Raw genomic sequence first — 22,701 nt, 5'->3', positions numbered from 1 at the left:
GCCGGGGCGCCGCAGCGCGGCCCGGCTGCATATGATTCTGTATATTAAACCGAAACGGCAAAGCTTTTCTTAAACTTCGTCACGGCATTTACCAATGCTTCTTCATTCTCTTTCGACAAATCTTTCGTGTCGCGAATCGATTGGAAAATAGCCTCGTGATTGGATTCAAGGAATGCATGGAATTCATTTTCGAAGCGGCGGACATCTTTCACCGGAATTTCGTCGAGATGCCCTCTCGTTGCCACGTAAATGCTGACAACCTGCTTCTCAACCGGCAACGGTTGGTTAACACCCTGCTTCAAGATCTCCATCAGACGATCACCGCGGTTCAAGCGGGATAACGTCGATTTGTCCAGATCAGAACCGAACTGGGAGAATGCTTGCAGCTCGCGATATTGCGCAAGATCGAGCTTCAACGTACCAGCGACCTTCTTCATCGCTTTGATTTGCGCCGCTCCCCCTACGCGGGATACGGAAATACCTACGTTAACCGCAGGACGTTGACCCGAATAGAACAAGTCAGACTCCAAGAAAATCTGTCCGTCTGTTATGGAAATTACGTTGGTCGGGATATAAGCGGATACGTCGTTCGCTTGTGTCTCGATGAAAGGCAATGCGGTCAAAGAACCGCCACCGTTCTCGTCGCTAAGCTTCGCAGCGCGCTCCAACAAACGGGAATGCAAATAGAAGACATCCCCTGGATACGCCTCACGTCCTGGAGGACGGCGAAGGAGCAAGGACAATTCGCGGTATGCCGCGGCTTGCTTCGACAAGTCATCGTAAACGACAAGCACGTGCTCGCCTTTGTACATGAAATATTCACCCATCGCACAGCCTGCGTATGGAGCCAAGAACAGAAGTGGAGCTGGCTCGGAAGCAGATGCCGTTACGACGATTGTATATTCAAGCGCACCGTGGCGGCGCAATGTCTCCACGACTTGCGCAACTGTGGATTGCTTTTGTCCAATTGCAACGTAAATACATTTTACGCCGTTGCCTTTTTGGTTAATGATCGTATCAATCGCGATCGTCGTCTTACCTGTTTGACGGTCGCCGATAATCAGCTCACGCTGACCTCGTCCGATTGGAACCATCGAGTCAATCGCTTTAATACCAGTTTGCATCGGCTCATGAACCGATTTCCGGTCGATAACGCCCGGCGCATTCGCTTCTACCGGACGGAATTCTGTTGTCGCGATTGGTCCTTTCCCGTCGACCGGATGACCGAGCGGATTTACGACACGGCCTAGCATCGCTTCGCCGACAGGAACCTCCATGATGCGACCTGTGCGCTTCACTTGGTCTCCTTCGCGAATATCTGTATATGGTCCAAGAATAACGATACCTACGTTGTTCTCTTCCAGGTTGAGTGCCATCCCCATAACGCCATTGGAGAATTCGAGCAGCTCACCGGACATACATTGCTCTAATCCGTGCACGCGAGCAATACCGTCACCGACATTAATGACAGTGCCGACTTCTGCCACTTCGATTTCCGATTTGTACTTCTCGATTTGACTTTTAATCAGCGTGCTGATTTCATCAGGTCTGATGCTCAATTCGCTTCACCCCATTCTACCGTGCTATATATGAAAACTACCGTGCTTGAGATTTCAATGTTTTGTTCATGCGATCCAACTTGCCGGACAAGCTGCCATCATACAGACGATCCCCAATGCGGACGAGCATGCCGCCAATGATGGATGCATCGACCACGTTATGAATGCGGATGGTCTTGCCCAGCTTGTGACCGAACTCTGCGGCAACAGCTTGCTTCTCCGCATCATTCAACGGATAAGCCGTTGTCACATAAGCATCCAACAGCCCGATCGCTTCACCCGCAATGCGAATATAACTGTTAACCACCTCATGCAAAATATTGATGCGGCCGCGCTCGATAAGCAGCTGCAGCGTATTGTATACAATGTCGGAGACTTGATCTTTGAGCGCAATGTCCAGCACCCCGATTTTGTCTGCCAACACAACATTCGGCGATGTCAACAAGATATACAGCTTCTCGTTGTCGGATACCACTGTCGCCACATCTTTCAGTTGCTGTTCGGTTTCCGAGACAGTCTTGCGATCCTCGGCAAGTTCGAACAGCGCTCTGGCGTAACGCTTTGCAACTCCGATTTCTTGGCTCATTGTTTGTCCCCTACCTCTTTCAGGTATTGGCCAACCAATTGCTCTTGCTCCTTCTCATCCACTTGTTTCTCCAAGATTTTGGAAGCAATCGCAACGGACATGCTGCTTACTTCGTTGCGAAGCGCAGCCACCGCCTTGTTCTTCTCGCTCTCGATATCACGGGCCGCTTCTTCTTTCAAGCGAACCGATTCTTCTTTTGCGCCAGAAAGTATATCGTCTGCTTGTCGCGCGCTGGTCTGTCTCGCTTGCTCGATAATGTCGTACGCTTCCTTGCGCGCTGTAGCAAGAGCTTGCTTCTGTTCTTCCACAAACGTTTGTGCTTGCGTACGGCTGTTAGCCGCTTCATCCATTTGCTGCTGAACCAATGCCCGGCGTTTTTCCATGACGTCGAACAGAGGCCCAAAAGCATATTTTCTCAGTAATAGATAGAGAATTAAAAAAGCAATAATTGAAAAAACCATATTTTCCCAAACTAAGCTCACTACAGTCACTCCTTTCCGTTAAGCATGAAGTGGATTAACAAAACGAAGGCGCGGATGGCATCGGCCTTCCCCGCCAAACCGTGTTTATAATCATCATTAAGAGAAAAGGATCAAGAATGCGATAACTGTAGCCGCGAGCGGAACAACTTCTACGATACCGACCCCGATAAACATCGTCGTCTGCAATGGACCGCGTGCTTCTGGTTGACGAGCAATCGATTCTACCGTACGGCTGACGATCATACCATTACCAAGACCTGCGCCCAAAGCGCCTAAACCTACTGCAATTGCTGCTGCTAACATTTCCATTAGAAAATCCTCCTCGAATCTGTTTATTATTTTAGTGCTTTGTTTATATATCTCATCCGAAGTAACCCATAACGGGAAAGGGTTCGGGCAGAGTTTGTCAATACTCTTCGTGTATCGTCGTTTGCGCAATATACACCATTGTCAAAATAGTGAAGATAAAGGCTTGCAATGCGCCAATGAAAATACTGAATCCTTGCCACGCCGCGAGAAATGGAACCCCGAATACTCCCGCCTTAATAATGGTGGAAATGAGCACTTCACCCGCGAAAATATTCGCGAACAAACGAATCGCCAAAGCGATTGGCTTGGCCAAATTCTCAATAATGTTCAGAGGCAGGAAGAACCAGTATGGCTCCACATAATGTTTCAAGTAATGCTTCCGGTTATGTTTCAAACCTAAGTAGTTCATCAGGACAAAGACGATAATGGCAAGACCGAACGTAATGTTAATATCCGCTGTCGGTGATTTCCACCATAGCAGTTCGATATGCGGGTCTTTTCCCTCCGCAGCCAATTTGTCGAGTGCAACCTGACTTGTCGTCACGATTTCTTGACCGAAAATCGATACCGGATGATGCGTTTCAGTCATGATGGCAAACGGCAAACCGAGCAGATTGGATACAAAGATAAACAAGATGAGCGTCAACCCTAAAGAAATGTAAGGCTTACCCTTCTTAAGATCCATGGCACTGCCGACAATACCTTGCACGAATTCGACAACCCATTCCATAAAATTTTGCAATTTGGAAGGATTTTCGACCGATAAGTTGCGCACGGCCAAGCGGCAAAGCACGAATACGACGATCATGCTTACTAGCAGCATGAATACTGCCGATAAGTCGATGTTTAAGCCCCCAAGTTGAATAATCGGTGCTGAATGCATGTAATGTGTTCACCCCTTTCCAAAATAAAGTTACTTATTTTGTCTTATTCCAAAAAAGATACTCACAGGAATGGTCAATAGCTGCGCGATGAACAATCCGACTATGGTTGACGGTAGCGATATTTTCACATGACCCAATTTCGCTGCGATCATGACGGCCAAGAATGCAATACACATTCTCGTAACCATTCCAAAATTGTACCGCTTCCTCTCCGCGCTTACGGCAAGGTCGACAAGTTGCCGGACCTTCATCGACAAATATCGAACGTTGATCAAGCCTATAGCCGTGCCCAGCGTCAAGCCTGCAGCTATTGGCCGGTATTCCGGTGCAAAAGCCCATACGAGAAGGAACACCGACAACAGGATGAACGTCACTCTGGTAACGGCATTGACAATGGAAGTCATATCATTCATCTTGTTCCCCCATGAACTTTCTAACAAAGTAGACGATGTTCGCGATACCGAGACACATCCCGGATATCGCACCTACGGCAAGCCAAAGCTTAGGTCCGTCCAATGCATGAGCTAACCACTTCCCAACGAAAAATCCAATGAGAATATATATGGCAAGCATAACGCCGGCTCCACCAATACTGAGAGCGACCAGCCACAGGTTATCATTGCGTTTAGTGGTCTTCATAGGCTATAATTCCCATTCATTTTACTTAACAATACGAGATTTTGTCAATTCATAAAAACCCTGTATTTATAAGGATGAAAACGATGTATTTTCGTTTCCCAGGCTGCAAAAAACCGCGTAAACCGTACAGTGTCACTGTATGCTGGAACGTTATGCTCTAGAAGACAGCACTGAATCAATTTGTGAACGTTGTGTGAAATTCTTCCGGACGCTCCGCCTGCATGCCAAAATTGTGAAGAATCGCACTGACAATTCGTTGGGATGCTTTGCCATCCCCGTAGGGATTGGCGGCTTTGCTCATCCGTGCATAAGTTGATTCATCCGTCAATAATGCCTTTGTACGTGTGTATACCATCTCCTCTTCGGTACCGACCAATTCTAAAGTGCCTGCATCGATGCCTTCCGGTCGTTCGGTAGTTTCACGAAGGACGAGTACCGGTATGCCAAATGACGGTGCTTCCTCCTGGAGACCGCCCGAATCGGTGAGTATGAGATGCGTATGAGGATAAAAATTATGAAAGTCCACCACATCAAACGGGTCAATCAGCTTAATGCGCGGGTGATCCCCCAACATCTCATAGGCCGGTTCACGAACTGCCGGACTAAGATGGACCGGATACACGATGGCGATATCATCGAACTCGTCCGCTATACGGCGCACGGCGCGGAATATATTGCGGTGCGGTTCTCCCTGCGATTCACGACGGTGAGCCGTCATCAGCACGAGCCGCTTGCCCTGTGCCCAATCGAGCACTTCATGCGTGTAATCGGATCGTACTGTATATTGAAACACATCTGTTACCGTGTTGCCTGTGACAAATATCGATGAATCTTTCTTGTTTTCGTGTCTCAAGTTATTTGCCGACCAATCGGTAGGCGCAAAATGCAGGTCTGCCAATACTCCGGTCAATTGCCGGTTCATTTCTTCCGGATACGGCGACAATTTATTCCATGTGCGCAATCCGGCCTCGACATGTCCAACTTGGATTTGCTGCAAAAATGCCGCATAACTAGCCAAGAAGGTTGTAAGCGTATCTCCGTGCACAAGCACGATATCCGGCTTCGCCTCCTGCAGCACCGGCTCTAATCCTTGCAGCACCCGAATCGAGATGTCATTCAGCGTCTGGCTCGCCTGCATGATGTTCAAGTCGTAATCAGGCTTGATGCTGAATACATCGAGCACCTGGTCCAACATCTGACGATGTTGGCCCGTGACGCACACGATGGACTCGATTTGTTCCGGATGTTTCTGCAATTCCAGGATGAGCGGCGCCATCTTAATCGCTTCTGGACGCACACCGAACACCGTCATTACTTTCACTTTGGACATCTTCTAATCCTCCGTAGTCTAAACGTATTGTTATTTCGTGCCGAACAGACGATCCCCTGCGTCACCCAATCCAGGCACGATATAACCGTGATCATCCAGACGCTCGTCCAATGCGGCAAGGTAAATATCCACATCGGGATGCGCCTCCTGCACTGCCTTGACACCTTCTGGCGCGGCGATTAGGCATGCCAACTTAATCTGTGTGCAATCGCGTTTCTTCAGCACATCGATTGCAGCAATGGCCGAGCCGCCTGTTGCGAGCATCGGATCAATGACGATAAGCGCGCGCTCGTGAACATCCTTAGGCAGCTTGGTATAGTATTCTACTGGTTTCAAGGTTTCCGGGTCGCGGAACAAACCGACATGTCCAATTTTGGCGCCGGGAATCAGCTTAACGATGCCTTCCACCATGCCTAACCCCGCACGAAGAATCGGGATGATACCGAGCATCCGCCCTGCAATGATTTTGCTTTCTGTCTCCGCTACCGGCGTCTCCACCGTGATGGTCTGCAGCGGCAGCTCGCGCGTAATCTCATACGCCATCAAGGTTGCCACTTCGTCCACCAGTTCCCGGAAATCTTTCGTATTCGTGCTCTTGTCACGAATTAATGTCACTTTGTGTTGAATCAAAGGATGATCGCAAATGACCAATTTGCCCATATAACATGTCCCTCCGCTTTTTACTCTCGTTGCCTTCAAGTTATCAGTTTACGCTAAACAGGCTCTATTATAACATTTGTATCCCGTCACTGCACAGTGTTCCCCATCACTTTTGTCAGCCTTTTTCCCGCTTCCCTGAACTTGGAAAAGAAAGAGTCACTGTAATATTAGTAAACATTCTTTGGATTGGTTATACATGCAAGCGAATAAGCCATGGGAAAAAGGTAGTGCATCACTACATTCACACAGGTACATTGACCCATCTCCTACTACTGATGTCCTTAATGCTTAGCCATCTGCAGCACATACAAAAACAGGCCGCGCATGCCTGTTCAAGGCATACCGGCCTGTGTCAGCGGGAACCCGCTGCCTTTACCATTAATATTTCAATGTCTCATACAACGGATATTGCGCCGTCAAGTCACGTACCATACCTCGCGCTTTATCTAATACTGCCGCATCTGCCGGATTTTTGAGCGTCATAGCGATGACCTGCCCGATAATGCGCATAGCCGCCACATCCATGCCGCGCGAAGTTGCTGCCGGCGTCCCGATACGGATCCCGCTTGTAATGAACGGGCTCGTCGGATCGAACGGAATTGCATTCTTGTTCACGGTAATGCCAACGGAATCAAGAACTTTTTCCGCATCTTTACCAGTTATGTTGATGCCGCGCGTATCGATGAGCATGAGGTGATTGTCCGTACCACCGGATACGATCGTCAATCCTTCCGCCATAAGGGACTCTGCCAGTACTTGCGCATTTTTAATCACCTGCTCGGCATGCTCCTTGAAGGACGGCTGCAATGCCTCGCCCAGAGCAACCGCTTTGGATGCGATGACGTGCATGAGCGGACCGCCTTGCGTTCCCGGGAATACTGCCTTGTCAATCGCCTGAGCCCATGCTTGGCGGCACAGAATCATGCCTCCGCGCGGACCGCGCAACGTCTTATGCGTCGTCGTCGTTACAAAGTGGGCATGGGGAACTGGGCTCGGATGCAGTCCAGCCGCTACGAGGCCGGCAATGTGAGCCATGTCGACAAAGAACAGCGCGCCTACGTCGTTCGCAATTGAAGCCAGTGCCTCAAAGTCGATAATACGCGGATAAGCACTGGCACCTGCAACGATCATTTTCGGGCGATGTTTGAAAGCTGCCTTGCGCACCTTGTCATAATCGATGCGGAACGTATCTTCTTCGACGCCATATGCAACGAAATTATACAACAGGCCCGATGCGTTGACAGGGCTGCCGTGCGTCAAGTGTCCACCATGCGCCAAGTCCATCCCGAGTACCGTATCTCCCGGCTTCAATGCTGCCAAATATACAGCCATGTTCGCTTGCGCTCCGGAGTGCGGCTGCACATTAACATGCTCCGCTCCGAACAGTTCCTTCGCACGATCCCGCGCGATGTTCTCGACGATGTCGACATGCTCGCATCCGCCGTAGTAGCGTCTGCCCGGATAGCCTTCCGCATATTTGTTCGTGAGCACCGTACCCATCGCTTCCATCACCGCTTCGCTTACGATGTTCTCCGAAGCGATAAGTTCAATGTTGTTGCGCTGACGCTGCAGTTCCAGATCCATTGCTTTCAATACGTCCGGATCGGATTGTCTTAAATGATCTACCATTACCATAACCCTCCCATTGTTAAATTACCTTATTGCAATGTATGACAACGCATTCTGCGTTAAGGTTCCATGTGTTATCGTCATCCGGCAGCCTTCTTACTCCTCATCTTACTCACAGGAATCTGTACCTGCGATATCCGGCAGTCGATAGACGGCTCTTTCCCCGCCGATAAGCTTCGGCCGCGTTGCCGCCATATTGACTCTTGCCTTGCCGATAGTGCGTACCTCAGTTCGGAGCGGCACGGCAACCCGGCGTATGTGCATGCCGATGAGCGTCTCGCCGATGTCGATTCCGGCATCAGCTGCGATTGTCTCCGCCAAGCAAGCAGCGGATAATCGACGATACGCATAGGCAGCCATTGATCCGCCCGCTGTCGGAACAGGTACTGCAGCAACTTCCTCAAGCCCGAACCGTTCGAGCGTGTGCCGTTCTACGACGAGCGCGCGATTAAGGTGCTCACAGCATTGAAATGCCGTGTAGAGCCCGAATTCCGTATGCAGCACATCCAGCCCGGCAAAAATCTCCTGGGCTACATCAAGCGTGCCCGACGTTCCTATCCGCGCCCCGGCTACCTCACTCGTGCTGCACCCGATAACAACCAGCTGCCCGGGCTTCAAGTCCGCCGCTTGCACGAGGGCACGTGCAGCCGCTCCTGCCTGCTCGCGAGTGTTACTACTCATAATAACTCCACCTCCGCTTCATTACGGTGCAGGGTGATATTTATGCTCCACATCGGTTACTTTGCCCAGACGCCCTACATGACGTTCGCCTCGGCTGAATTCCGTGCTCAGCCAGACGCGCACAATTTCCTCAGCAAGCCCAGGCCCGATGACACGCTCACCCATGGCCAGTACGTTCGTATCGTTATGTTCGCGGGTCGCTTTCGCAGAGAACAGATCGTGAACGAGCGCGCAACGCACACCCGGCACTTTGTTCGCGGCGATGGACATGCCGATGCCTGTGCCGCAAATGAGCACGCCCCGGTCTGCTTCCCCGGAAGCAACCATCTCTGCAACCGGCACCGCGTAATCTGGATAGTCTACCGATTCCGTACAATTGCAGCCCAAGTCAACAACATCATGACCCATGTCCTTAATGACTGAAATAATTCCATCTTTCAACCGCACACCGGCATGATCTGCGCCTACGGCAATTTTCATTGTTATTCCCTCCATCCGTCGTCTTTCATTAAGGCGCATCCAACGTTGTTCATGAGACAAGCCATGGCTCTATTATAACGAATTTCCGGGAAGTTGGAGCAAACAAATTGCATTTTCTTCCCTCTCTCTTACCATCCCCTGAGACAAGCGCCTCATACGAATGCAGGATGCTCGCCCCGATGCAATATCCAAGAAATCACATCCATAACAACTCAGCACCATCTATACCATATATAGCATAATATAACATGAAAAAAAGAGCATAGCATGGCAATTACCATACACTGCTCTTTCGCCCAGGCGACCGGCCGTATTATTCGATGCTCCACCGTGGTTACCCACTTTCGTCGCCAGTTACATCGAACCTGCATTTTCTATCCCTGATAATAAAGGATACGGAAATGAAATGCAATCCCTATTTGTCCAGCTTGTCCAGCAGCAGATGAAGCGCCTCGCGGATTTCCGCAGCCGTCATTCGGTACTGCTCTAACGTGCCTCCGAATGGATCCGCCACATCCATGCTCGGTGCGCGCCGCTGCAGTTCAAAGAGCTGCTTCCGTTCTTCTTCAGTCGGCTCTTCACCCAGCGCCAGCTTCAACTGCAGTTCCGCCGCCAGAGCAAGCAGTTGTTCCCGCTCATCCACCACCGCCCCGTCCTGCTCTACATACTCTTTCAGCGCGAACGTCTTGTCCGCTGCATGAGGAAAGCGCTGCAGCACATGCTGCTTATGACCAAAGGTTAACGTCAAAATAATATCCGCCCACTGTATCCCTTCTTCGTTCAGGGCAGTGGACCGAAACGTCCGATGGCTCGTAATTTGCTGTTCGGCAAGCGCTTCAGCCGCATGCTCCGAAATAGGAGTGCCATCCCACGCCGCTACGCCGGCCGACTTCACATCTAGGTCCAAAGACCTATCCTCTGCCAAATGTCTCAGCATCGCTTCTGCCATAGGACTGCGGCAAGTGTTGCCTGTGCACACAAACAAAATGCGTTTCATAATCACATTCCCCCTCTCGTGAAGTTCTCCTCTATCTATTGTACCCTAAGTCAAGAAGGGATCAAAAACAAGATGCCGAATACGAGTAATACAGCACCGCCCACCGCTTCGCCGTACTCACCGAGCCGCTGTCCCGCATGATGTCCAAGCAGCAGCCCGAGAATGGACATCGCACCGCCGAACAGACCAAATGCAGCGAGCGTAATCAGCAAATCAGAACGGAACATGCCAAGCGTTACTCCGACAGAGAACGAATCGACACTGACGCTCAGCGCAAACAAAATTGTACCCCAGAACGAAGCCGTGTCGATAAAGTGAGATGCTCCCCCTTTGAACGAGCTGTAAATCATATGTCCGCCGAGCATTACGAGAAGAGCGCCGGCAGCCATCGCCGTCACCTTCCCGAGCACAATGCTCATATATATGCCCGTTATGACGCCCATCAGCGGCATCAGTACATGAAAGAGCGCGATGACGACGCTGATGCGAAAGGCATCCATCCGCCGTACCCCTCTCATTCCGATGCCAAGACATAGGGAAAAGGCGTCCGAGCCAAGAGCCAGGGCCATAGCGAGAATCGTAATCCATTGACCTAGGGGTGCAGCCGTTTCCCACATCTGCCTCTCTCCTCGTCCGATCGTCTTTAATCAACGTATGCGGACAAGGCCTTAATCATGACAAGCTCTATTTTACCCATTTTCATATCTTTAACAGTGGATGATACGGTGACCCGCTGCTTTAATAAGCCGGTTCATGACGGCAAGTCCCATGCCTTCTGCCGGACAAGCCTCCGCCAGCATATAGGTGGCTCCCGCTTCATCGAAATGGCGCAGCGCATCATATAAATGATGGGCCGCTTCCTCCAGCGCCTCCACGCTTCCAAGCGATACGACGATGTCCGCCCGGTATTGCTCGGCATGCTCTCTGAATGCCAATACACCGGTCGTCTCGCCGCGTCCTTTGGCTGCATCCAGTTCCGCTTGGATGCAGCGGCTTACGCGGTCCGCCGACGGTCCCTGCACGATAGAAAGGGTGCCTTGCGGCGCATAATGCGTATATTTCATTCCAGGCGAGCGCGGCGCAGGTTGTACCGAGAGCAGCTCATCTGAGCGTTCTGCCGCTTGCTCTGCCGTGTGGCCCGCTGCGCCTTCCTTCAATGGCGGTTCAGCTGCAAGTCCTGAAGCATGCTCTGCCATACGCTGCGACTCGATCGGTGCCGCCGAAGGAGAAGACGGCGGCAATGCTCTCGTCATGCCGCCGTTCGGATCGACCGCTGGATCGACCGTCACCTCGGCCGCCACTTCACGCAGCATCGCTGTCGTAATTCCACCCGGCCGCAGCACGTGCACACGATCGCCCTGCACTTCGAGCACCGTGGACTCCACGCCGACGCCTGCTGTGCCGCCGTCAACGATGCCGCCTATGCGGCCGTCCAGGTCCGCGCGCACATGCTCCGCGCGGGTTGGGCTCGGTCGTCCCGAGCGGTTCGCGCTTGGTGCCGCAATCGGGCAGCCTGCAGCGCGAATGAGCGCAAGCGCCGTATCGTGCGCCGGCATGCGCACGCCCACGGTGTCGAGCCCTGCGGTCACGCGGGAAGAGACCGCGTTCGGCCGGACCGGCAGCACAATGGTAAGCGGCCCCGGCCAGAAGCGTTCCATCAACCGCTGTGCGGTCTCTCCGTAGGGCAGCACCAGCGCATCCAACTGCGCCACATCCGCGATATGCACGATGAGCGGATTGTCTGACGGGCGTCCTTTGGCGGTAAAAATGCGTTCCACAGCCTCACTGTCGCAAGCATTCGCCCCGAGGCCATATACCGTCTCCGTCGGGAAGGCAACCGTCTGCCCTGCTGCCAGCATGGCGGCGGCTTGCACAATGCACGCTTGTTCCTGTACCGGAATCGCCCCATCCACCTTCCACCACTTCGTGGCTTGAGGCCGGGCAGCGGCGTGGCTAATGGGTGCTCCTATGCGGTTTGCTTCGACTTTGCTATCATTTGATTTGTTCATGGCGTCAAGTCCTTACTGTTATTGAGGTTGTGTACTTTCTTCCTATTGCTCTTATTCCTCGATATAGATTACCTAGTATCTGCTGCTTGTTATTTTTGTTATTTGTTAATTGTTATTTGTCATCGTTTATCGTTTATCATTTTAGCGTTTAGCGTTTAACGTTTAGCGTTTAGCGTTTAGCGTTTGGCGTTTTAGCGTTTATTGGCCGTTTACAAGTTGTTTGTTTGCCGCATTCTAGTTGCTGTCTATTACTTGCTCGTTGTTTTACCGGGGCTTGTAGATGATTTAAACTGAGCGTCTCACTCTGTTCCCATACTGTAAAGGTGCATCCCGTTCAAGCCTTTTTCTAAAAATAAACTCCATGAGATGTAAAAGTTCAGGTGATCCCCTTCATATCGCACAAATAATGGATAAACTAACGAATCTTCACGTACTTTTGCATTAGAAAGGTAAACAAGACATCTTCAGTCGATTGTGAAAAACAGCAAGAAGGTAATGTTGTTGCATCGCAAGAAAAGATGCCGAAGGAGCTTCGACATCTTTTCTTTCACGTTCCTTTGCTTCTTCATTAGTTGTACCATAAGAGCCGGAGGATCGTCCAGTTATAGCATAATTACGCAGTTAGTTGCGTATATAGCGAAAACAACATATATCATATTCATAGCATGCAGTGTTTCATATTAAGTTTTCATTAGAATGCACAACACACGTATACAGTAGTCAATGGCATATCGTTTTCACATTAATAAAAAATAATTGCAGCAATTGATTACAAAATGTATATCAAACTATATAAGTTGAACTGCATTGTTTGCCCCGCTCGAAGTAAGTCCCATTGGAAAACATACAGTAGAAAGTACCAATTAGTCGGTTAAACCGCATTTAGACTGTATTTCGTACAGTGGATCTGCTGTTTTTCAGCATTTGCTGTGGAATGAGTGACAAAGCATTGGATGAACTCCAATGAAACCCGACCGTAAAAAGATATATGTGCTGTTCCGTTGGATAAAATCCAATGGAGGATTGGAAAAGGAGTACAGCCTAGCGTTCAGCCCTGGGCCGTATGAATATCAGCGCACACAATCAATTACTCGGAAGGTTTATAGTTCAACTTATATAGATATCATCCAAAAATGAGCCGAGTGTATACACGAATGCACTATTGAAAATTATCTGAATAATTATTTTAGAAATATGATTGCACAAATAATTTGAATATATGAAAAGCATATCTTATCCGACTAGAGCAGTCCACACTTCAGAAATCCATTGAAGCAAAGTGACAAGCATATCCCATAAGAAAAATCGGACTTCAGTCGCATCCTCAGCGGCACTCGGATCGTCGTTAGCAGCATCCCCCGCTACACCTGCTTGCTGCGCTTCGGCTGTTTTTCCCGCTTGCAGGTCGCCGCTTGCTGAACCTTGTGCCGTATCTCCATCAATAAAGCAGAGCGGCGGGAACAACACGCACCACCAATTCTGCCCTTCGCCTGCCCCCAACGTCACGAGCAGCGCCTCATACATGCCGGCAGGATACACGTTGCCGCCGTACCATTTTGCCGGGAAAGACACTTCGCCTAGCTCCAGCTTCGCTTCGTAAGACATGTCTTGTTCGGCGAGCACGTCTGCCGCCGCCTGCGCCAGCTCATCCATATGCTTCGCAATGAGCGCCTGGGCCTCGTCCCGTGATTGCGGTGCAGCTTCATGCTGCAGCCAGCCGTTAATCTGCTCGACGATCGCATCGCGTACCATGCGCTTTACTTGCTGGTCCCGATCCGTATCGGAGTTCGCCAGCACCCGCAAGCGTATCGCATCCTCCGGAATTACGTCATCGGCATTCCGACCTGAAGCTTCTTGTAAGGCCGCATTTGCCTTCAATTCCTTAACTTCACCTATAGCCGCATCCACACGACCAATTTCCCAACGCATCAAAGCTCCCGCTGCCATCGTGACAAGTGCGAGACCGAGTACGAACACACGAATCTTCATGTTCATTCTACTCCTTGTGAGGTTGGGCGCGCCTCTTGTCTATCATTATGTCCGGCAGTCAGGTGATTAAACCTAGCAATTTCGATTTTCACAGAAAAAAAGATAGAGTCTCTCCGATCCGGCAGCCATAAGGAAGGCGGCACAGACGCGAAAAAACTCTATCTCCGAAATAAATCGAATTATTCAATGCGCGTGCTGCGAATCATTGCACATTGCGCAGCTAACGCACGCCGATGACGTGGCGCTCAATGCCCGCCAAGTCAGGCACAATGACGAGCTTCGAGCCGTAGCCGGCGCTCTTCAGCAGCGCGGCTACGGCGTGGGCCTGTCCTTGGCCCACCTCGAAGCCAATCAGGCGCGGCGCCGCGCCAAGCAGCGGCAGCATGGCGACGAGACGGCGATACGGGTCGAGCCCGTCCGCACCGCCGTCCAGCGCCGTGCGGGGCTCATAATCGCGCACCTCGCGCATGAGCCCCGCCAAGTCGCCGGCCGGAATGTACGGCGGGTTGGACACAAGGATGTCCAGCCCGCGGCCGGCGAACGGCGCCAGCAGGTCGCCCTGCAGCCACGACAGGCGCGACGCCACGCCGAGGCGCTCCGCGTTACGCTCGGCTACCCGCAGCGCCGCTGGCGAAATGTCGCCGGCCATGACGCGCCACGCCGAGCGCAGGTGCGCCAGCGTGCACGCGATGGCGCCGCTCCCCGTGCCGACGTCCGCCACCTCAAGCGGCGCCTCCTCCGGCCAGAGGCGGGCCGCTTCCGCGATGACGGCCTCCACGAGCAGCTCCGTCTCCGGACGCGGAATCAGCACGTCCGGCGTCACCTCAAACGGCAGGCCATAGAAATGCTGCCAGCCGATAATATATTGCGTCGGCTCGCCCGCAGCCCTCCGCGATATCGCCTCCTCGAAGCGGCCGTTCACCGCTTCCGGCAGCGCATCCGGCAAGGCAACCAAATAAGCCGCACGCTCCATCTCCAGCTCATGCCGCAGCAGCAGCTCGGCATGATGCGCAGCGTCATCCACCCCGCTCGCCGCTAAAAAAGAAGAAGCCTGCACCCAGGCTTCTCGAATCGTCGCAGGCACAACGAGGTGAAAGCGCAGGGCCGGATTGCCGGTTCCCTGCGTCTGTCCTTCACTCATCGATCTGCTGTGCTCACTCATGCATGATTCTCCTTTTCAAGGAGCTCCGCTTGTTCCGTCAACGTCAACGCTTGAACAATCTCTTCCATATCCCCATTCATCACCTGGTCGAGCTTGTGCAGCGTCAACCCGATGCGATGGTCCGTCACGCGGCTTTGCGGGAAGTTGTACGTCCGAATCCGTTCACTGCGGTCACCTGTACCGACCTTGCTCTTCCGCTCGCCTGCGTATTTCGCTTCCTCTTCTTGCCGCTTAACGTCGAAAATACGCGCGCGCAGCACTTGCAGCGCCTTCGCTTTATTATCATTCTGTGATTTGCCGTCTTGGCACGTCGCTACGATTCCGGTCGGAATGTGCGTGACACGTACGGCTGACTTCGTCGTATTGACGGACTGTCCGCCCGCGCCGGAGGAACAGAATGTATCGACACGGATATCCTTATCGAAAATCTCCACTTCAAAGTCTTCGATTTCCGGCATGACCGCTACCGTCGACGTGGACGTGTGGATGCGGCCGCCCGATTCCGTAGATGGAATGCGCTGCACGCGATGCGCTCCGCTCTCATACTTCAGCTTGCTGTAGGCGCCTTTGCCGGATACCAAGAAGATGACCTCTTTGAAACCGCCCAAATCGCTGATGTTGGCTTCCATCAGCTCCGTACGCCAGCCTTTCGTATCCGCATAACGTGTATACATGCGGTACAAGTCGGCCGCGAACAACGCCGCTTCGTCGCCGCCGGCCGCGCCGCGAATTTCGACGATGACGTTCTTGTCGTCGTTCGGATCCTTGGGCAGAAGCAAGATGCGAATATTCTCATCCAACTCAGCTTGGCGCGCGCTCAGTTCTTCAATTTCCATCTTCACCATGTCACGCATTTCATCGTCCAGCTTCTCTTGCAGCATTACTTTCGCCGCCTCCAGCTCGCTCACAACGGACTTATATTCCATATAAGCCTCATAAGCTTGCTGCAAATCGGACTGTTCCTTCGAATATTCACGCAGCTTCTTCGGATCGTTCGCCACGTCCGGATCACACAACAATTCACTCAATTTATCATATCGATCCGCAAGGGATTGCAGACGGTCCAACATAATACGATCACCTCTCTCATGCTTCAATCTCCGGCTTTAACACCTATATTCATCAGCCTTGCAACTCGCGCAAGGCGTTCATCTAAACATTAAAGCGGAAGTGCATGACGTCACCGTCTTGCACGACATATTCTTTTCCTTCCAAACGAAGCTTGCCTTGCTCCTTCACCACGTTCATCGAGCCACCTGCAACCAGGTCATCATACGATACGACCTCGGCACGAATAAAGCCACGTTCGAAGTCAGTATGAATGACACCCGCCGCTTGTGGCGCCTTCATGCCTTTGCGAATCGTCCAAGCGCGCACCTCTTGCACACCCGCGGTGAAGTACGTATACAGGCCGAGCAGGCGGTAAGCCGCCTTGATGAGGCGGTTCAAGCCCGATTCATCCAAGCCCAGCTCCTGCAGGAACATCTCTTTGTCCTCGCCTTCCAATTCGGCGATTTCCGCTTCCACCTTCGCACTGATAGGCACGACTTCCGCATTCTCAGCCACTGCGAATTCGCGCACCTGCTGCACATATGGATTGGATTCCGCATCTGCCACACCGTCTTCGCTTACATTCGCCGCATATAACACAGGCTTCATCGTCAGCAAGTGCAGATCGCGCACCAGCAGCTTCTCATCATCGCTCAAATCCATGCTGCGCGCAGGCTTATCATTATAGAGCGTGTCTTTCAAGCGCTCAAGCACTTCGGCTTCCTGCGCATACTTCTTATCGCCGCTCTTCAAATTCTTCTTCGTACGATCAAGACGCTTTTCTACCGATTCGAGATCGGCCAACACGAGCTCCAGATTGATTGTTTGAATATCGCTTACTGGATCAACCTTGCCGTCCACATGCGTAATGTTCTCATCTTCAAAGCAGCGCACTACATGCACGATCGCGTCCACTTCACGAATATGCGCCAAGAACTTGTTGCCAAGCCCTTCGCCTTTGCTCGCGCCGCGCACAAGACCTGCGATGTCTACGAATTCGAACGCTGTCGGAACCGTACGGTTCGGCACGACCAATTCCGTCAATTTGTCCAGACGATCATCCGGCACTTCCACCACGCCGACGTTCGGGTCGATCGTACAGAACGGGTAGTTGGCAGATTCTGCGCCTGCTTGCGTTATTGCGTTAAACAATGTAGATTTGCCAACGTTCGGCAATCCGACGATACCAGCTTTCAGTGCCATTTATAATTACAACTCCTTAATATAGTTCTATTTCGATAATGATTTCGATTATTTCGTTCGTTGCAATGCCGTTTCGATGCCTATAAATACGTGCAAAAATTCCTTAACCATTATAACCAACAACGCACAAAAAACCTAGTCATCGACTAGATTTTTTCCATATTGTCAACAATTTCTCGTGCTTGATTACAAAAAGCGTTTCGATTCTGTCACACGTTCACGGATAGCATCTGGATAGCATCTTTCTAATTTGCTAACAATAGGGCGGAGCATCCTGAACGAGATGGATGACATCTTACATCGAAAGAAGGTCAAATTCATCATGGAAAACAAGACACACCGAGGAAATTACACTGGCACCACCAACATGAAAGTGAAAAACCAAGATATGGCCTTTGTCAATGATACATTGGAAGGAGCCAAAACCGTTACCCCCTATCAGCACAAAAAGAAAAAGACGGACTAGTCCCGTCTCGGCATCATCAATATAGTCATTTCACGTTCTTAAATATCTCGCGGGTGTTCCTTCTCAGTTGAATGCTGGGCCAGGAATACCCCGCTTTACGTAATAAAACGATACAACTGCCGTATGACACGACTTACGCCGTAACGCTCTGCGTTCGGCATCTCCACTTGATGCTGGAGACATAATTTGATGGCGCGCGAAACGTTCGACGGAAGAGATATTTCTTCCCCCTTTTCCGCAACAGGAACGCCATTCACAGGAAACAACGAGAGCAGCATGCCGTCCGCCACGAGCATCGGGCCGTTCCAATTCCATTGCAGCAACTCTTCATCCCACTGTACGGTCGACTCTCCAATCTCCCATATCACTTTGCGCGAGCGCAGCTGATGCGCATGAATACATTTTTCAAGCGCCTCCAACCAGAACACAGCTCGCTCTTCGATCGAAGTGCCGTCCTGAAATAGGTAACAGGCAGCCTGTGCGCATAGCGAGGATATTGCCCCATCTGCCCAAGGAAATTGGATTCGATCGAGCCGCGGCAGTGCACAACCTTGCAGCAGCTTAGCCGTTACCTGCAAAGACTGAGCTTCGGAAGCCGTTAACACTGCGCAGACAGCACGTACCGTCTCATACAGATCGTCGTCGCGATGCTGACCGAACGCAATCGATGGGTTGAATGGTTTGCCTGAACGCCGGCGATGATCGGCAAGCGCGATGAGCGCGTTCAGACGAAGCCGGGAAGTCTCCCCATTAAAAGCGGCACGCAACAGCTTATTTTCCACTTGAGGGTCATCCCATTGCAGCAAATGCAGCACATATACGACTTGGATTGCCGTTAATTCCTCTTCCTCTGCTAATACAGACCATTCCGCATAACGGCCGCGCAGCGTATTGTGCCAGTGCCGTGCCACCGCTGCCGCCGCACTAGTCTCTTCCTCCACCCCATGACTATGGCTGCTGCAGTAACACAGCGGGGTGACACCGAAAGGGAGCGGATTCGACATGGAGCATCGCAGCACCTGCGCAATACCGTTCAGGATCGTTGCCTTGGCGACCGACTTGTGACGTATGGTCAAAATATCAAGCAGCGGATCAATCAGAGGAAAGGCTGCTTCATCCACATCGTTGTCCCGGCAAATCTGCTCAAATAAAGCTTGAGCCGCTTCCGCGGACTGTTCCTTTGATCCGTTCTCTATGACACAGAGTAATTCCGGCATATTGTCTTCCGAGCCGAATGCCTGAATCCATCCCGCTTCATTAGCCATGCCCATTTTCTCTACGCCTCCATAAGCCACCCCTATTATAGGGGCCGTGGTTTTAATTTCCATTATATCATTTCATGTCAACTATGGAACTGTTTTTATCGAAAAATGTCGAATAATCGTGAAATGAATAGGTATATTCTATTATTTTATGTCCGTTGTTTCAAACGGAAAGAATTCGGTGATTATATAATAGCATGACATTCTCCCCCTTTTTCTTGAATAGACGGTAACATAGCAACCCTTTCGGCAACAGTGAGCTGCAGGGGTTGTTTCTTGTTGAACGACAAAAAAAGGTGCAGGGATACAATCCCTACACCGATATTTTCGTCTTCTCTTTTATTCTATTGCGGTTAGATGCGTCAGCGACCTTGCGAATGACAATTTCTCCAGTCTGCTCCCTAACTTCCATTTCAAATAAATCTCCGTATTCTGCTTTCAACTTCGACAAAATATCCTTTGTCAGGATAAGGCCGAAACTATTGCCAATACGCAGTAATTTGCGCCGCACAAAGCTTCACCACCCTTGTTTCGTTGTACAGTCGATTATTCATTTTATATACATTACCCAGCATCGGCTGCATGCAAACAGAGATACGAAGAAATGGTGAGAAGAAATGGTGATTGATAAAGTTAGTTCGCTATGACAATTTGGTAAGCATAGCTCTGCGGCGGCAACGACATCGTCATAATTTGAGCATGGAAGCCGATGATTTTCTGTCCAGCCTTCAAATCCTTGGCGTCAAGCTTCTCGCCGGATTGATTAACGATGACGGTATTCTCATCGGTATTCAGCACGATGCCGCTCACCTGGCCTCCATCTGCTTTCACATCTACCGCAACTGACGTTCTCCCGTCATGCTGGTTCACCTTGCCGATCGTGCCCTCTGCGCGAACGGTCTCTTCTTTTACGACAATGGAGACGGCATGGCTGATTGGCGGCAGACTTCTCGTCATGACCGGACTGTATTCCACTTCCACGCGTACGTCCTGCTTCAAGGCATCCTTCGTCAGCGTCTTGCCGGATTCATCCGTAATCTTTGTCTTATCGGTAATATTCAATATTATCGGATATTCCCCAATAATTGAGATGCGGTCTTTGCCCGCTTCTGTAATGACACCTGATGTCTTGAACTCTTCTGTCGCATTCGGACGCTCGACGACAAATTTCTCCGCATTCACCTGAGGCGGGATGCTGCTCGTCATGGCGGAACCATAATAAGCCGTTACCGTCCAACCTTCATCAAGCGCCTGCAGCAGGTCCGCTTGCTTGCCGTTTTGATCGACCACTAGCGTTCCTTTGGCGAACACAAGCCGAAGTTCATCTATATTTTGCGTCTGCGCGGATTTTCCTTTCATCATCACATAAGCGCCGTTTTTCGTATACGTAATTTGATCGATGGTCCCTTTGGTCGAGAAGGATTCCTGCTGCTCTGGCTTCTTCACGTCCGTGTTATGGATCGTGATGTCTGAACTCTGTTCCGCCGCCGGGCTCACTACCGTGCCCTGTACTTGGTCTGCCTTCGCTGCCGCTGTCAGCGGGAGCGCCGCCATTGCCACTACACACGTCGTCAACAACATTTTCATCCAAGCTTGTCTCTTCATATCGAGTTCCTCCTGCATTCCAGTTCGTTTTTTATTGAATGTGGTGTTTCTCATCCCGGGATTCGTTTCTTTTTCAACCTCATAGACGGGACGACTTGCAATTATGTTGCATGAAAATGCATTTTTTTCTCGAAATATAAAAAAAAGCCTCTCCCCTAAGACGGAGAAAGGCTCTCTTGCCGACGTTATACGAGGCCGACAGATGAAAGGAAAATCAAAATAATTAAGACAGGCGCGACAACACGCATCGTGAACAGCCAAATTTTCATCCCCGACGATCGCAATCCCGTTTCACTACCCGCATCTTTCCATACGTAACCGACCAACAGCGTGACGAATAAGCCGCCAAGCGGCAGCATGACGTTCGACGTAATGAAGTCGAGCCAATCGAACAAATTACGCCCGCCGAACTTAACATTGCTCCATGCTCCTCCAGCGGCAAGCGTGCACGGCAGCGCAATGACATACATGGCAAGCACGACAGTGGTTGTCGCTTTGCCGCGGGTGAATCCGAACCGCCGAATCAAATAAGAGACTGGAACCTCCGTCAGCGATAGACACGAGGTAACCGCCGCGATAGCCAGAAGAATAAAGAACAGCCCGCCGAACAAGTTGCCGTAAGGCATGGACGCAAATGCAGCCGGCAAAGTAACGAATACGAGTCCAGGTCCAGAATTAGGCTCGATGCCGAACGTGAACGTCGTCGGAAATATAATCAAGCCGGCGATCAACGCATACGTCAAGTCTCCAGCGCCAACGGCCAACGTCGCGAGCGGCAGCGACTGACGCTTATCTACATAAGCGCCATACGTCAGCATGGCTCCCAGACCCAGCGATAGCGAAAAGAATGCGAGACCGAGCGCCGCTAACGCAGATTGAAAGGTTAACACGGAGAAATCGGGATATAAGAAATATTTGATTCCTGCGGCAGCTCCGTCCAACGTAAGCGTACGCACGAGCATGATAAGCAAAATAAGCAAAAGTCCCGGAATGACGATTTTATTGAACTTCTCAATTCCGCCGGAAATCCCCCGCGCAATAATGAAACCAGACAGCGCCATGACGACGATTTGCCAAATGATCGGCCACATGCCGGCTGTAAAAGCGGTAAATTGCTGTTCGTAGTTCGGATTGTTGAACAGATTGCCGGTTAGGGATTCTACCGCATAATGCAGCGTCCAGCCTGCAATGGTGCTGTAGTAGGTCATGATGAGGAACGCCGCCAAGACGGCGACGAAGCCGAGCGCGCCCCAGCCTTTCTTATTGGAAAGCTTCGTGAACGAAGTTACCGCATCGCCGCGCCCTGCCCGCCCGACGGCCAATTCCCCAAGCAGAACCGGCAAGCCGACAATGAGCAGACATATTATGAACAGGAGAAAAAAGGCTCCGCCGCCATTCTGGCCGGTAACATACGGAAATTTCCACATGTTGCCCAAGCCGACCGAACTGCCGATAGCCGCCAATATAAATCCCGAGGAGCTAAATTGTTCCGATTTTTTGGAACCCGATTGGCAGGAAGAATTCTGTTGCGAATGTTGTTGAGATTTTCCTTGTGTTGGCATGTTGTCTGTAACGCACCCCTTCCGATCATATCTATGATGCCTTGGCGGCAGATATAGACTTCATTTTATTGAAAAAATGGCCAACCTGCTAAGGTAAAATTTCACAACATTAATTCTGTTTTATAAATTTCTTTCATCTTTCACATTTTATTTATAT

The 22,701-nt window shown here is 51.0% G+C and carries 24 protein-coding genes and 1 riboswitch; of the genes, 1 reads left to right on the top strand and 23 read right to left on the bottom strand.

Annotated features, from left to right (window positions below):
- Positions 1-44: 44 nt before the first annotated feature.
- From atpA to ychF, 19 genes are all read right to left on the bottom strand, one after another.
- A complete protein-coding gene (gene atpA, locus M3650_RS08650; RefSeq protein ID WP_019424660.1) occupies positions 45-1,559 on the bottom strand; it encodes a F0F1 ATP synthase subunit alpha in 1,515 nt (504 codons plus the stop codon).
- Between the two features lie 37 nt (positions 1,560-1,596).
- Positions 1,597-2,145, bottom strand: a complete 549-nt coding sequence (locus M3650_RS08645) for a F0F1 ATP synthase subunit delta (protein WP_251573798.1) — start codon at positions 2,143-2,145, stop codon at positions 1,597-1,599.
- Entirely contained in the window at positions 2,142-2,627 is a 486-nt protein-coding gene (atpF, locus tag M3650_RS08640; RefSeq protein ID WP_019424658.1) for a F0F1 ATP synthase subunit B, read from the bottom strand. Before atpF ends, M3650_RS08645 begins: the two co-directional genes overlap by 4 nt.
- A gap of 96 nt (positions 2,628-2,723) precedes the next feature.
- Positions 2,724-2,936, bottom strand: coding sequence for a F0F1 ATP synthase subunit C (gene atpE, locus M3650_RS08635; protein ID WP_019424657.1), 213 nt, complete (start codon positions 2,934-2,936; stop codon positions 2,724-2,726).
- Positions 2,937-3,033: 97 nt separating this feature from the next.
- Positions 3,034-3,819, bottom strand: coding sequence for a F0F1 ATP synthase subunit A (atpB, locus tag M3650_RS08630; protein WP_019424656.1), 786 nt, complete (start codon positions 3,817-3,819; stop codon positions 3,034-3,036).
- A 30-nt stretch (positions 3,820-3,849) separates the two neighbouring features.
- A complete protein-coding gene (locus M3650_RS08625; protein WP_019424655.1) occupies positions 3,850-4,233 on the bottom strand; it encodes an ATP synthase subunit I in 384 nt (127 codons plus the stop codon).
- The gene (locus tag M3650_RS08620) at positions 4,226-4,459 is read right to left on the bottom strand and encodes an AtpZ/AtpI family protein (protein WP_019424654.1); all 234 of its coding nucleotides are present in this window, start codon (positions 4,457-4,459) and stop codon (positions 4,226-4,228) included. The genes M3650_RS08625 and M3650_RS08620 overlap by 8 nt, the downstream gene beginning before the upstream one ends.
- 175 nt (positions 4,460-4,634) lie before the next feature.
- Positions 4,635-5,789 (bottom strand): non-hydrolyzing UDP-N-acetylglucosamine 2-epimerase, encoded by a 1,155-nt coding sequence (wecB, locus tag M3650_RS08615; RefSeq protein ID WP_019424653.1) that lies wholly within the window; start codon positions 5,787-5,789, stop codon positions 4,635-4,637.
- Positions 5,790-5,819: 30 nt separating this feature from the next.
- The gene (gene upp, locus M3650_RS08610) at positions 5,820-6,449 is read right to left on the bottom strand and encodes a uracil phosphoribosyltransferase (RefSeq protein WP_251573795.1); all 630 of its coding nucleotides are present in this window, start codon (positions 6,447-6,449) and stop codon (positions 5,820-5,822) included.
- A gap of 378 nt (positions 6,450-6,827) precedes the next feature.
- Positions 6,828-8,078 (bottom strand): serine hydroxymethyltransferase, encoded by a 1,251-nt coding sequence (locus M3650_RS08605; protein ID WP_251573793.1) that lies wholly within the window; start codon positions 8,076-8,078, stop codon positions 6,828-6,830.
- A gap of 108 nt (positions 8,079-8,186) precedes the next feature.
- Positions 8,187-8,759, bottom strand: a complete 573-nt coding sequence (locus M3650_RS08600; protein WP_251573791.1) for a TIGR01440 family protein — start codon at positions 8,757-8,759, stop codon at positions 8,187-8,189.
- Between the two features lie 21 nt (positions 8,760-8,780).
- Positions 8,781-9,239, bottom strand: coding sequence for a ribose 5-phosphate isomerase B (gene rpiB, locus M3650_RS08595; protein WP_019424649.1), 459 nt, complete (start codon positions 9,237-9,239; stop codon positions 8,781-8,783).
- A gap of 287 nt (positions 9,240-9,526) precedes the next feature.
- A riboswitch (ZMP/ZTP riboswitch) is annotated at positions 9,527-9,607 on the bottom strand.
- Between the two features lie 47 nt (positions 9,608-9,654).
- The gene (locus tag M3650_RS08590) at positions 9,655-10,236 is read right to left on the bottom strand and encodes a low molecular weight protein arginine phosphatase (RefSeq protein ID WP_251573788.1); all 582 of its coding nucleotides are present in this window, start codon (positions 10,234-10,236) and stop codon (positions 9,655-9,657) included.
- Between the two features lie 50 nt (positions 10,237-10,286).
- Positions 10,287-10,853: a manganese efflux pump MntP gene (locus M3650_RS08585; protein WP_251573786.1), complete on the bottom strand. Its 567-nt coding sequence runs from the start codon at positions 10,851-10,853 to the stop codon at positions 10,287-10,289.
- 90 nt (positions 10,854-10,943) lie between these two features.
- Positions 10,944-12,245, bottom strand: coding sequence for an L-threonylcarbamoyladenylate synthase (locus M3650_RS08580; RefSeq protein ID WP_251573784.1), 1,302 nt, complete (start codon positions 12,243-12,245; stop codon positions 10,944-10,946).
- Positions 12,246-13,478: 1,233 nt separating this feature from the next.
- A complete protein-coding gene (spoIIR, locus tag M3650_RS08575) occupies positions 13,479-14,234 on the bottom strand; it encodes a stage II sporulation protein R (RefSeq protein WP_251573782.1) in 756 nt (251 codons plus the stop codon).
- Positions 14,235-14,454: 220 nt separating this feature from the next.
- Entirely contained in the window at positions 14,455-15,396 is a 942-nt protein-coding gene (gene prmC, locus M3650_RS08570) for a peptide chain release factor N(5)-glutamine methyltransferase (RefSeq protein WP_251573781.1), read from the bottom strand.
- A complete protein-coding gene (prfA, locus tag M3650_RS08565) occupies positions 15,393-16,466 on the bottom strand; it encodes a peptide chain release factor 1 (protein WP_251573778.1) in 1,074 nt (357 codons plus the stop codon). The genes prmC and prfA overlap by 4 nt, the downstream gene beginning before the upstream one ends.
- A gap of 82 nt (positions 16,467-16,548) precedes the next feature.
- A complete protein-coding gene (gene ychF / locus M3650_RS08560; RefSeq protein WP_233696282.1) occupies positions 16,549-17,649 on the bottom strand; it encodes a redox-regulated ATPase YchF in 1,101 nt (366 codons plus the stop codon).
- Between the two features lie 322 nt (positions 17,650-17,971).
- On the opposite strand from ychF, the gene M3650_RS08555 reads away from it, so the two are divergent.
- A complete protein-coding gene (locus M3650_RS08555) occupies positions 17,972-18,115 on the top strand; it encodes a hypothetical protein (RefSeq protein WP_192813649.1) in 144 nt (47 codons plus the stop codon).
- Positions 18,116-18,210: 95 nt separating this feature from the next.
- Here M3650_RS08555 and M3650_RS08550 read toward each other — a convergent pair whose 3' ends face one another.
- From M3650_RS08550 to M3650_RS08535, 4 genes are all read right to left on the bottom strand, one after another.
- The gene (locus M3650_RS08550) at positions 18,211-19,386 is read right to left on the bottom strand and encodes a hypothetical protein (RefSeq protein WP_251573776.1); all 1,176 of its coding nucleotides are present in this window, start codon (positions 19,384-19,386) and stop codon (positions 18,211-18,213) included.
- Between the two features lie 304 nt (positions 19,387-19,690).
- Positions 19,691-19,888 carry an AbrB/MazE/SpoVT family DNA-binding domain-containing protein gene (locus M3650_RS08545; protein ID WP_019424638.1) on the bottom strand — a complete coding sequence of 66 codons (198 nt, stop codon included), beginning with the start codon at positions 19,886-19,888 and terminating at the stop codon, positions 19,691-19,693.
- Positions 19,889-20,010: 122 nt separating this feature from the next.
- On the bottom strand, positions 20,011-20,982 hold the full coding sequence (locus M3650_RS08540; protein ID WP_251573774.1) for a hypothetical protein: 972 nt from the start codon (positions 20,980-20,982) through the stop codon (positions 20,011-20,013).
- 185 nt (positions 20,983-21,167) lie between these two features.
- Positions 21,168-22,544 (bottom strand): sodium-dependent transporter, encoded by a 1,377-nt coding sequence (locus M3650_RS08535; RefSeq protein WP_251573771.1) that lies wholly within the window; start codon positions 22,542-22,544, stop codon positions 21,168-21,170.
- Between the last annotated feature and the right edge of the window lie 157 nt (positions 22,545-22,701).

Source organism: Paenibacillus sp. MER TA 81-3, from assembly GCF_023713585.1.
GTDB lineage: Bacteria > Bacillota > Bacilli > Paenibacillales > Paenibacillaceae > Paenibacillus_B > Paenibacillus_B profundus.
The sequence above is the reverse complement of the archived record's forward strand: the minus strand, read 5'-3'. Positions and strand labels throughout refer to the sequence as shown.

Coding starts and splice junctions, on each gene's coding strand:
- M3650_RS08645 (WP_251573798.1), bottom strand. CDS start 2,145: ATGAGCCAAGAAATCGGAGTTGCAAAGCGTTACGCCAGAGCGCTGTTC.
- atpE (WP_019424657.1), bottom strand. CDS start 2,936: ATGGAAATGTTAGCAGCAGCAATTGCAGTAGGTTTAGGCGCTTTGGGC.
- atpB (WP_019424656.1), bottom strand. CDS start 3,819: ATGCATTCAGCACCGATTATTCAACTTGGGGGCTTAAACATCGACTTA.
- M3650_RS08625 (WP_019424655.1), bottom strand. CDS start 4,233: ATGAATGATATGACTTCCATTGTCAATGCCGTTACCAGAGTGACGTTC.
- M3650_RS08620 (WP_019424654.1), bottom strand. CDS start 4,459: ATGAAGACCACTAAACGCAATGATAACCTGTGGCTGGTCGCTCTCAGT.
- wecB (WP_019424653.1), bottom strand. CDS start 5,789: ATGTCCAAAGTGAAAGTAATGACGGTGTTCGGTGTGCGTCCAGAAGCG.
- upp (WP_251573795.1), bottom strand. CDS start 6,449: ATGGGCAAATTGGTCATTTGCGATCATCCTTTGATTCAACACAAAGTG.
- M3650_RS08605 (WP_251573793.1), bottom strand. CDS start 8,078: ATGGTAGATCATTTAAGACAATCCGATCCGGACGTATTGAAAGCAATG.
- M3650_RS08600 (WP_251573791.1), bottom strand. CDS start 8,759: ATGAGTAGTAACACTCGCGAGCAGGCAGGAGCGGCTGCACGTGCCCTC.
- rpiB (WP_019424649.1), bottom strand. CDS start 9,239: ATGAAAATTGCCGTAGGCGCAGATCATGCCGGTGTGCGGTTGAAAGAT.
- M3650_RS08590 (WP_251573788.1), bottom strand. CDS start 10,236: ATGAAACGCATTTTGTTTGTGTGCACAGGCAACACTTGCCGCAGTCCT.
- M3650_RS08585 (WP_251573786.1), bottom strand. CDS start 10,853: ATGTGGGAAACGGCTGCACCCCTAGGTCAATGGATTACGATTCTCGCT.
- M3650_RS08580 (WP_251573784.1), bottom strand. CDS start 12,245: ATGAACAAATCAAATGATAGCAAAGTCGAAGCAAACCGCATAGGAGCA.
- spoIIR (WP_251573782.1), bottom strand. CDS start 14,234: ATGAAGATTCGTGTGTTCGTACTCGGTCTCGCACTTGTCACGATGGCA.
- prmC (WP_251573781.1), bottom strand. CDS start 15,396: ATGAGTGAGCACAGCAGATCGATGAGTGAAGGACAGACGCAGGGAACC.
- prfA (WP_251573778.1), bottom strand. CDS start 16,466: ATGTTGGACCGTCTGCAATCCCTTGCGGATCGATATGATAAATTGAGT.
- ychF (WP_233696282.1), bottom strand. CDS start 17,649: ATGGCACTGAAAGCTGGTATCGTCGGATTGCCGAACGTTGGCAAATCT.
- M3650_RS08555 (WP_192813649.1), top strand. CDS start 17,972: ATGGAAAACAAGACACACCGAGGAAATTACACTGGCACCACCAACATG.
- M3650_RS08550 (WP_251573776.1), bottom strand. CDS start 19,386: ATGGGCATGGCTAATGAAGCGGGATGGATTCAGGCATTCGGCTCGGAA.
- M3650_RS08540 (WP_251573774.1), bottom strand. CDS start 20,982: ATGAAGAGACAAGCTTGGATGAAAATGTTGTTGACGACGTGTGTAGTG.
- M3650_RS08535 (WP_251573771.1), bottom strand. CDS start 22,544: ATGCCAACACAAGGAAAATCTCAACAACATTCGCAACAGAATTCTTCC.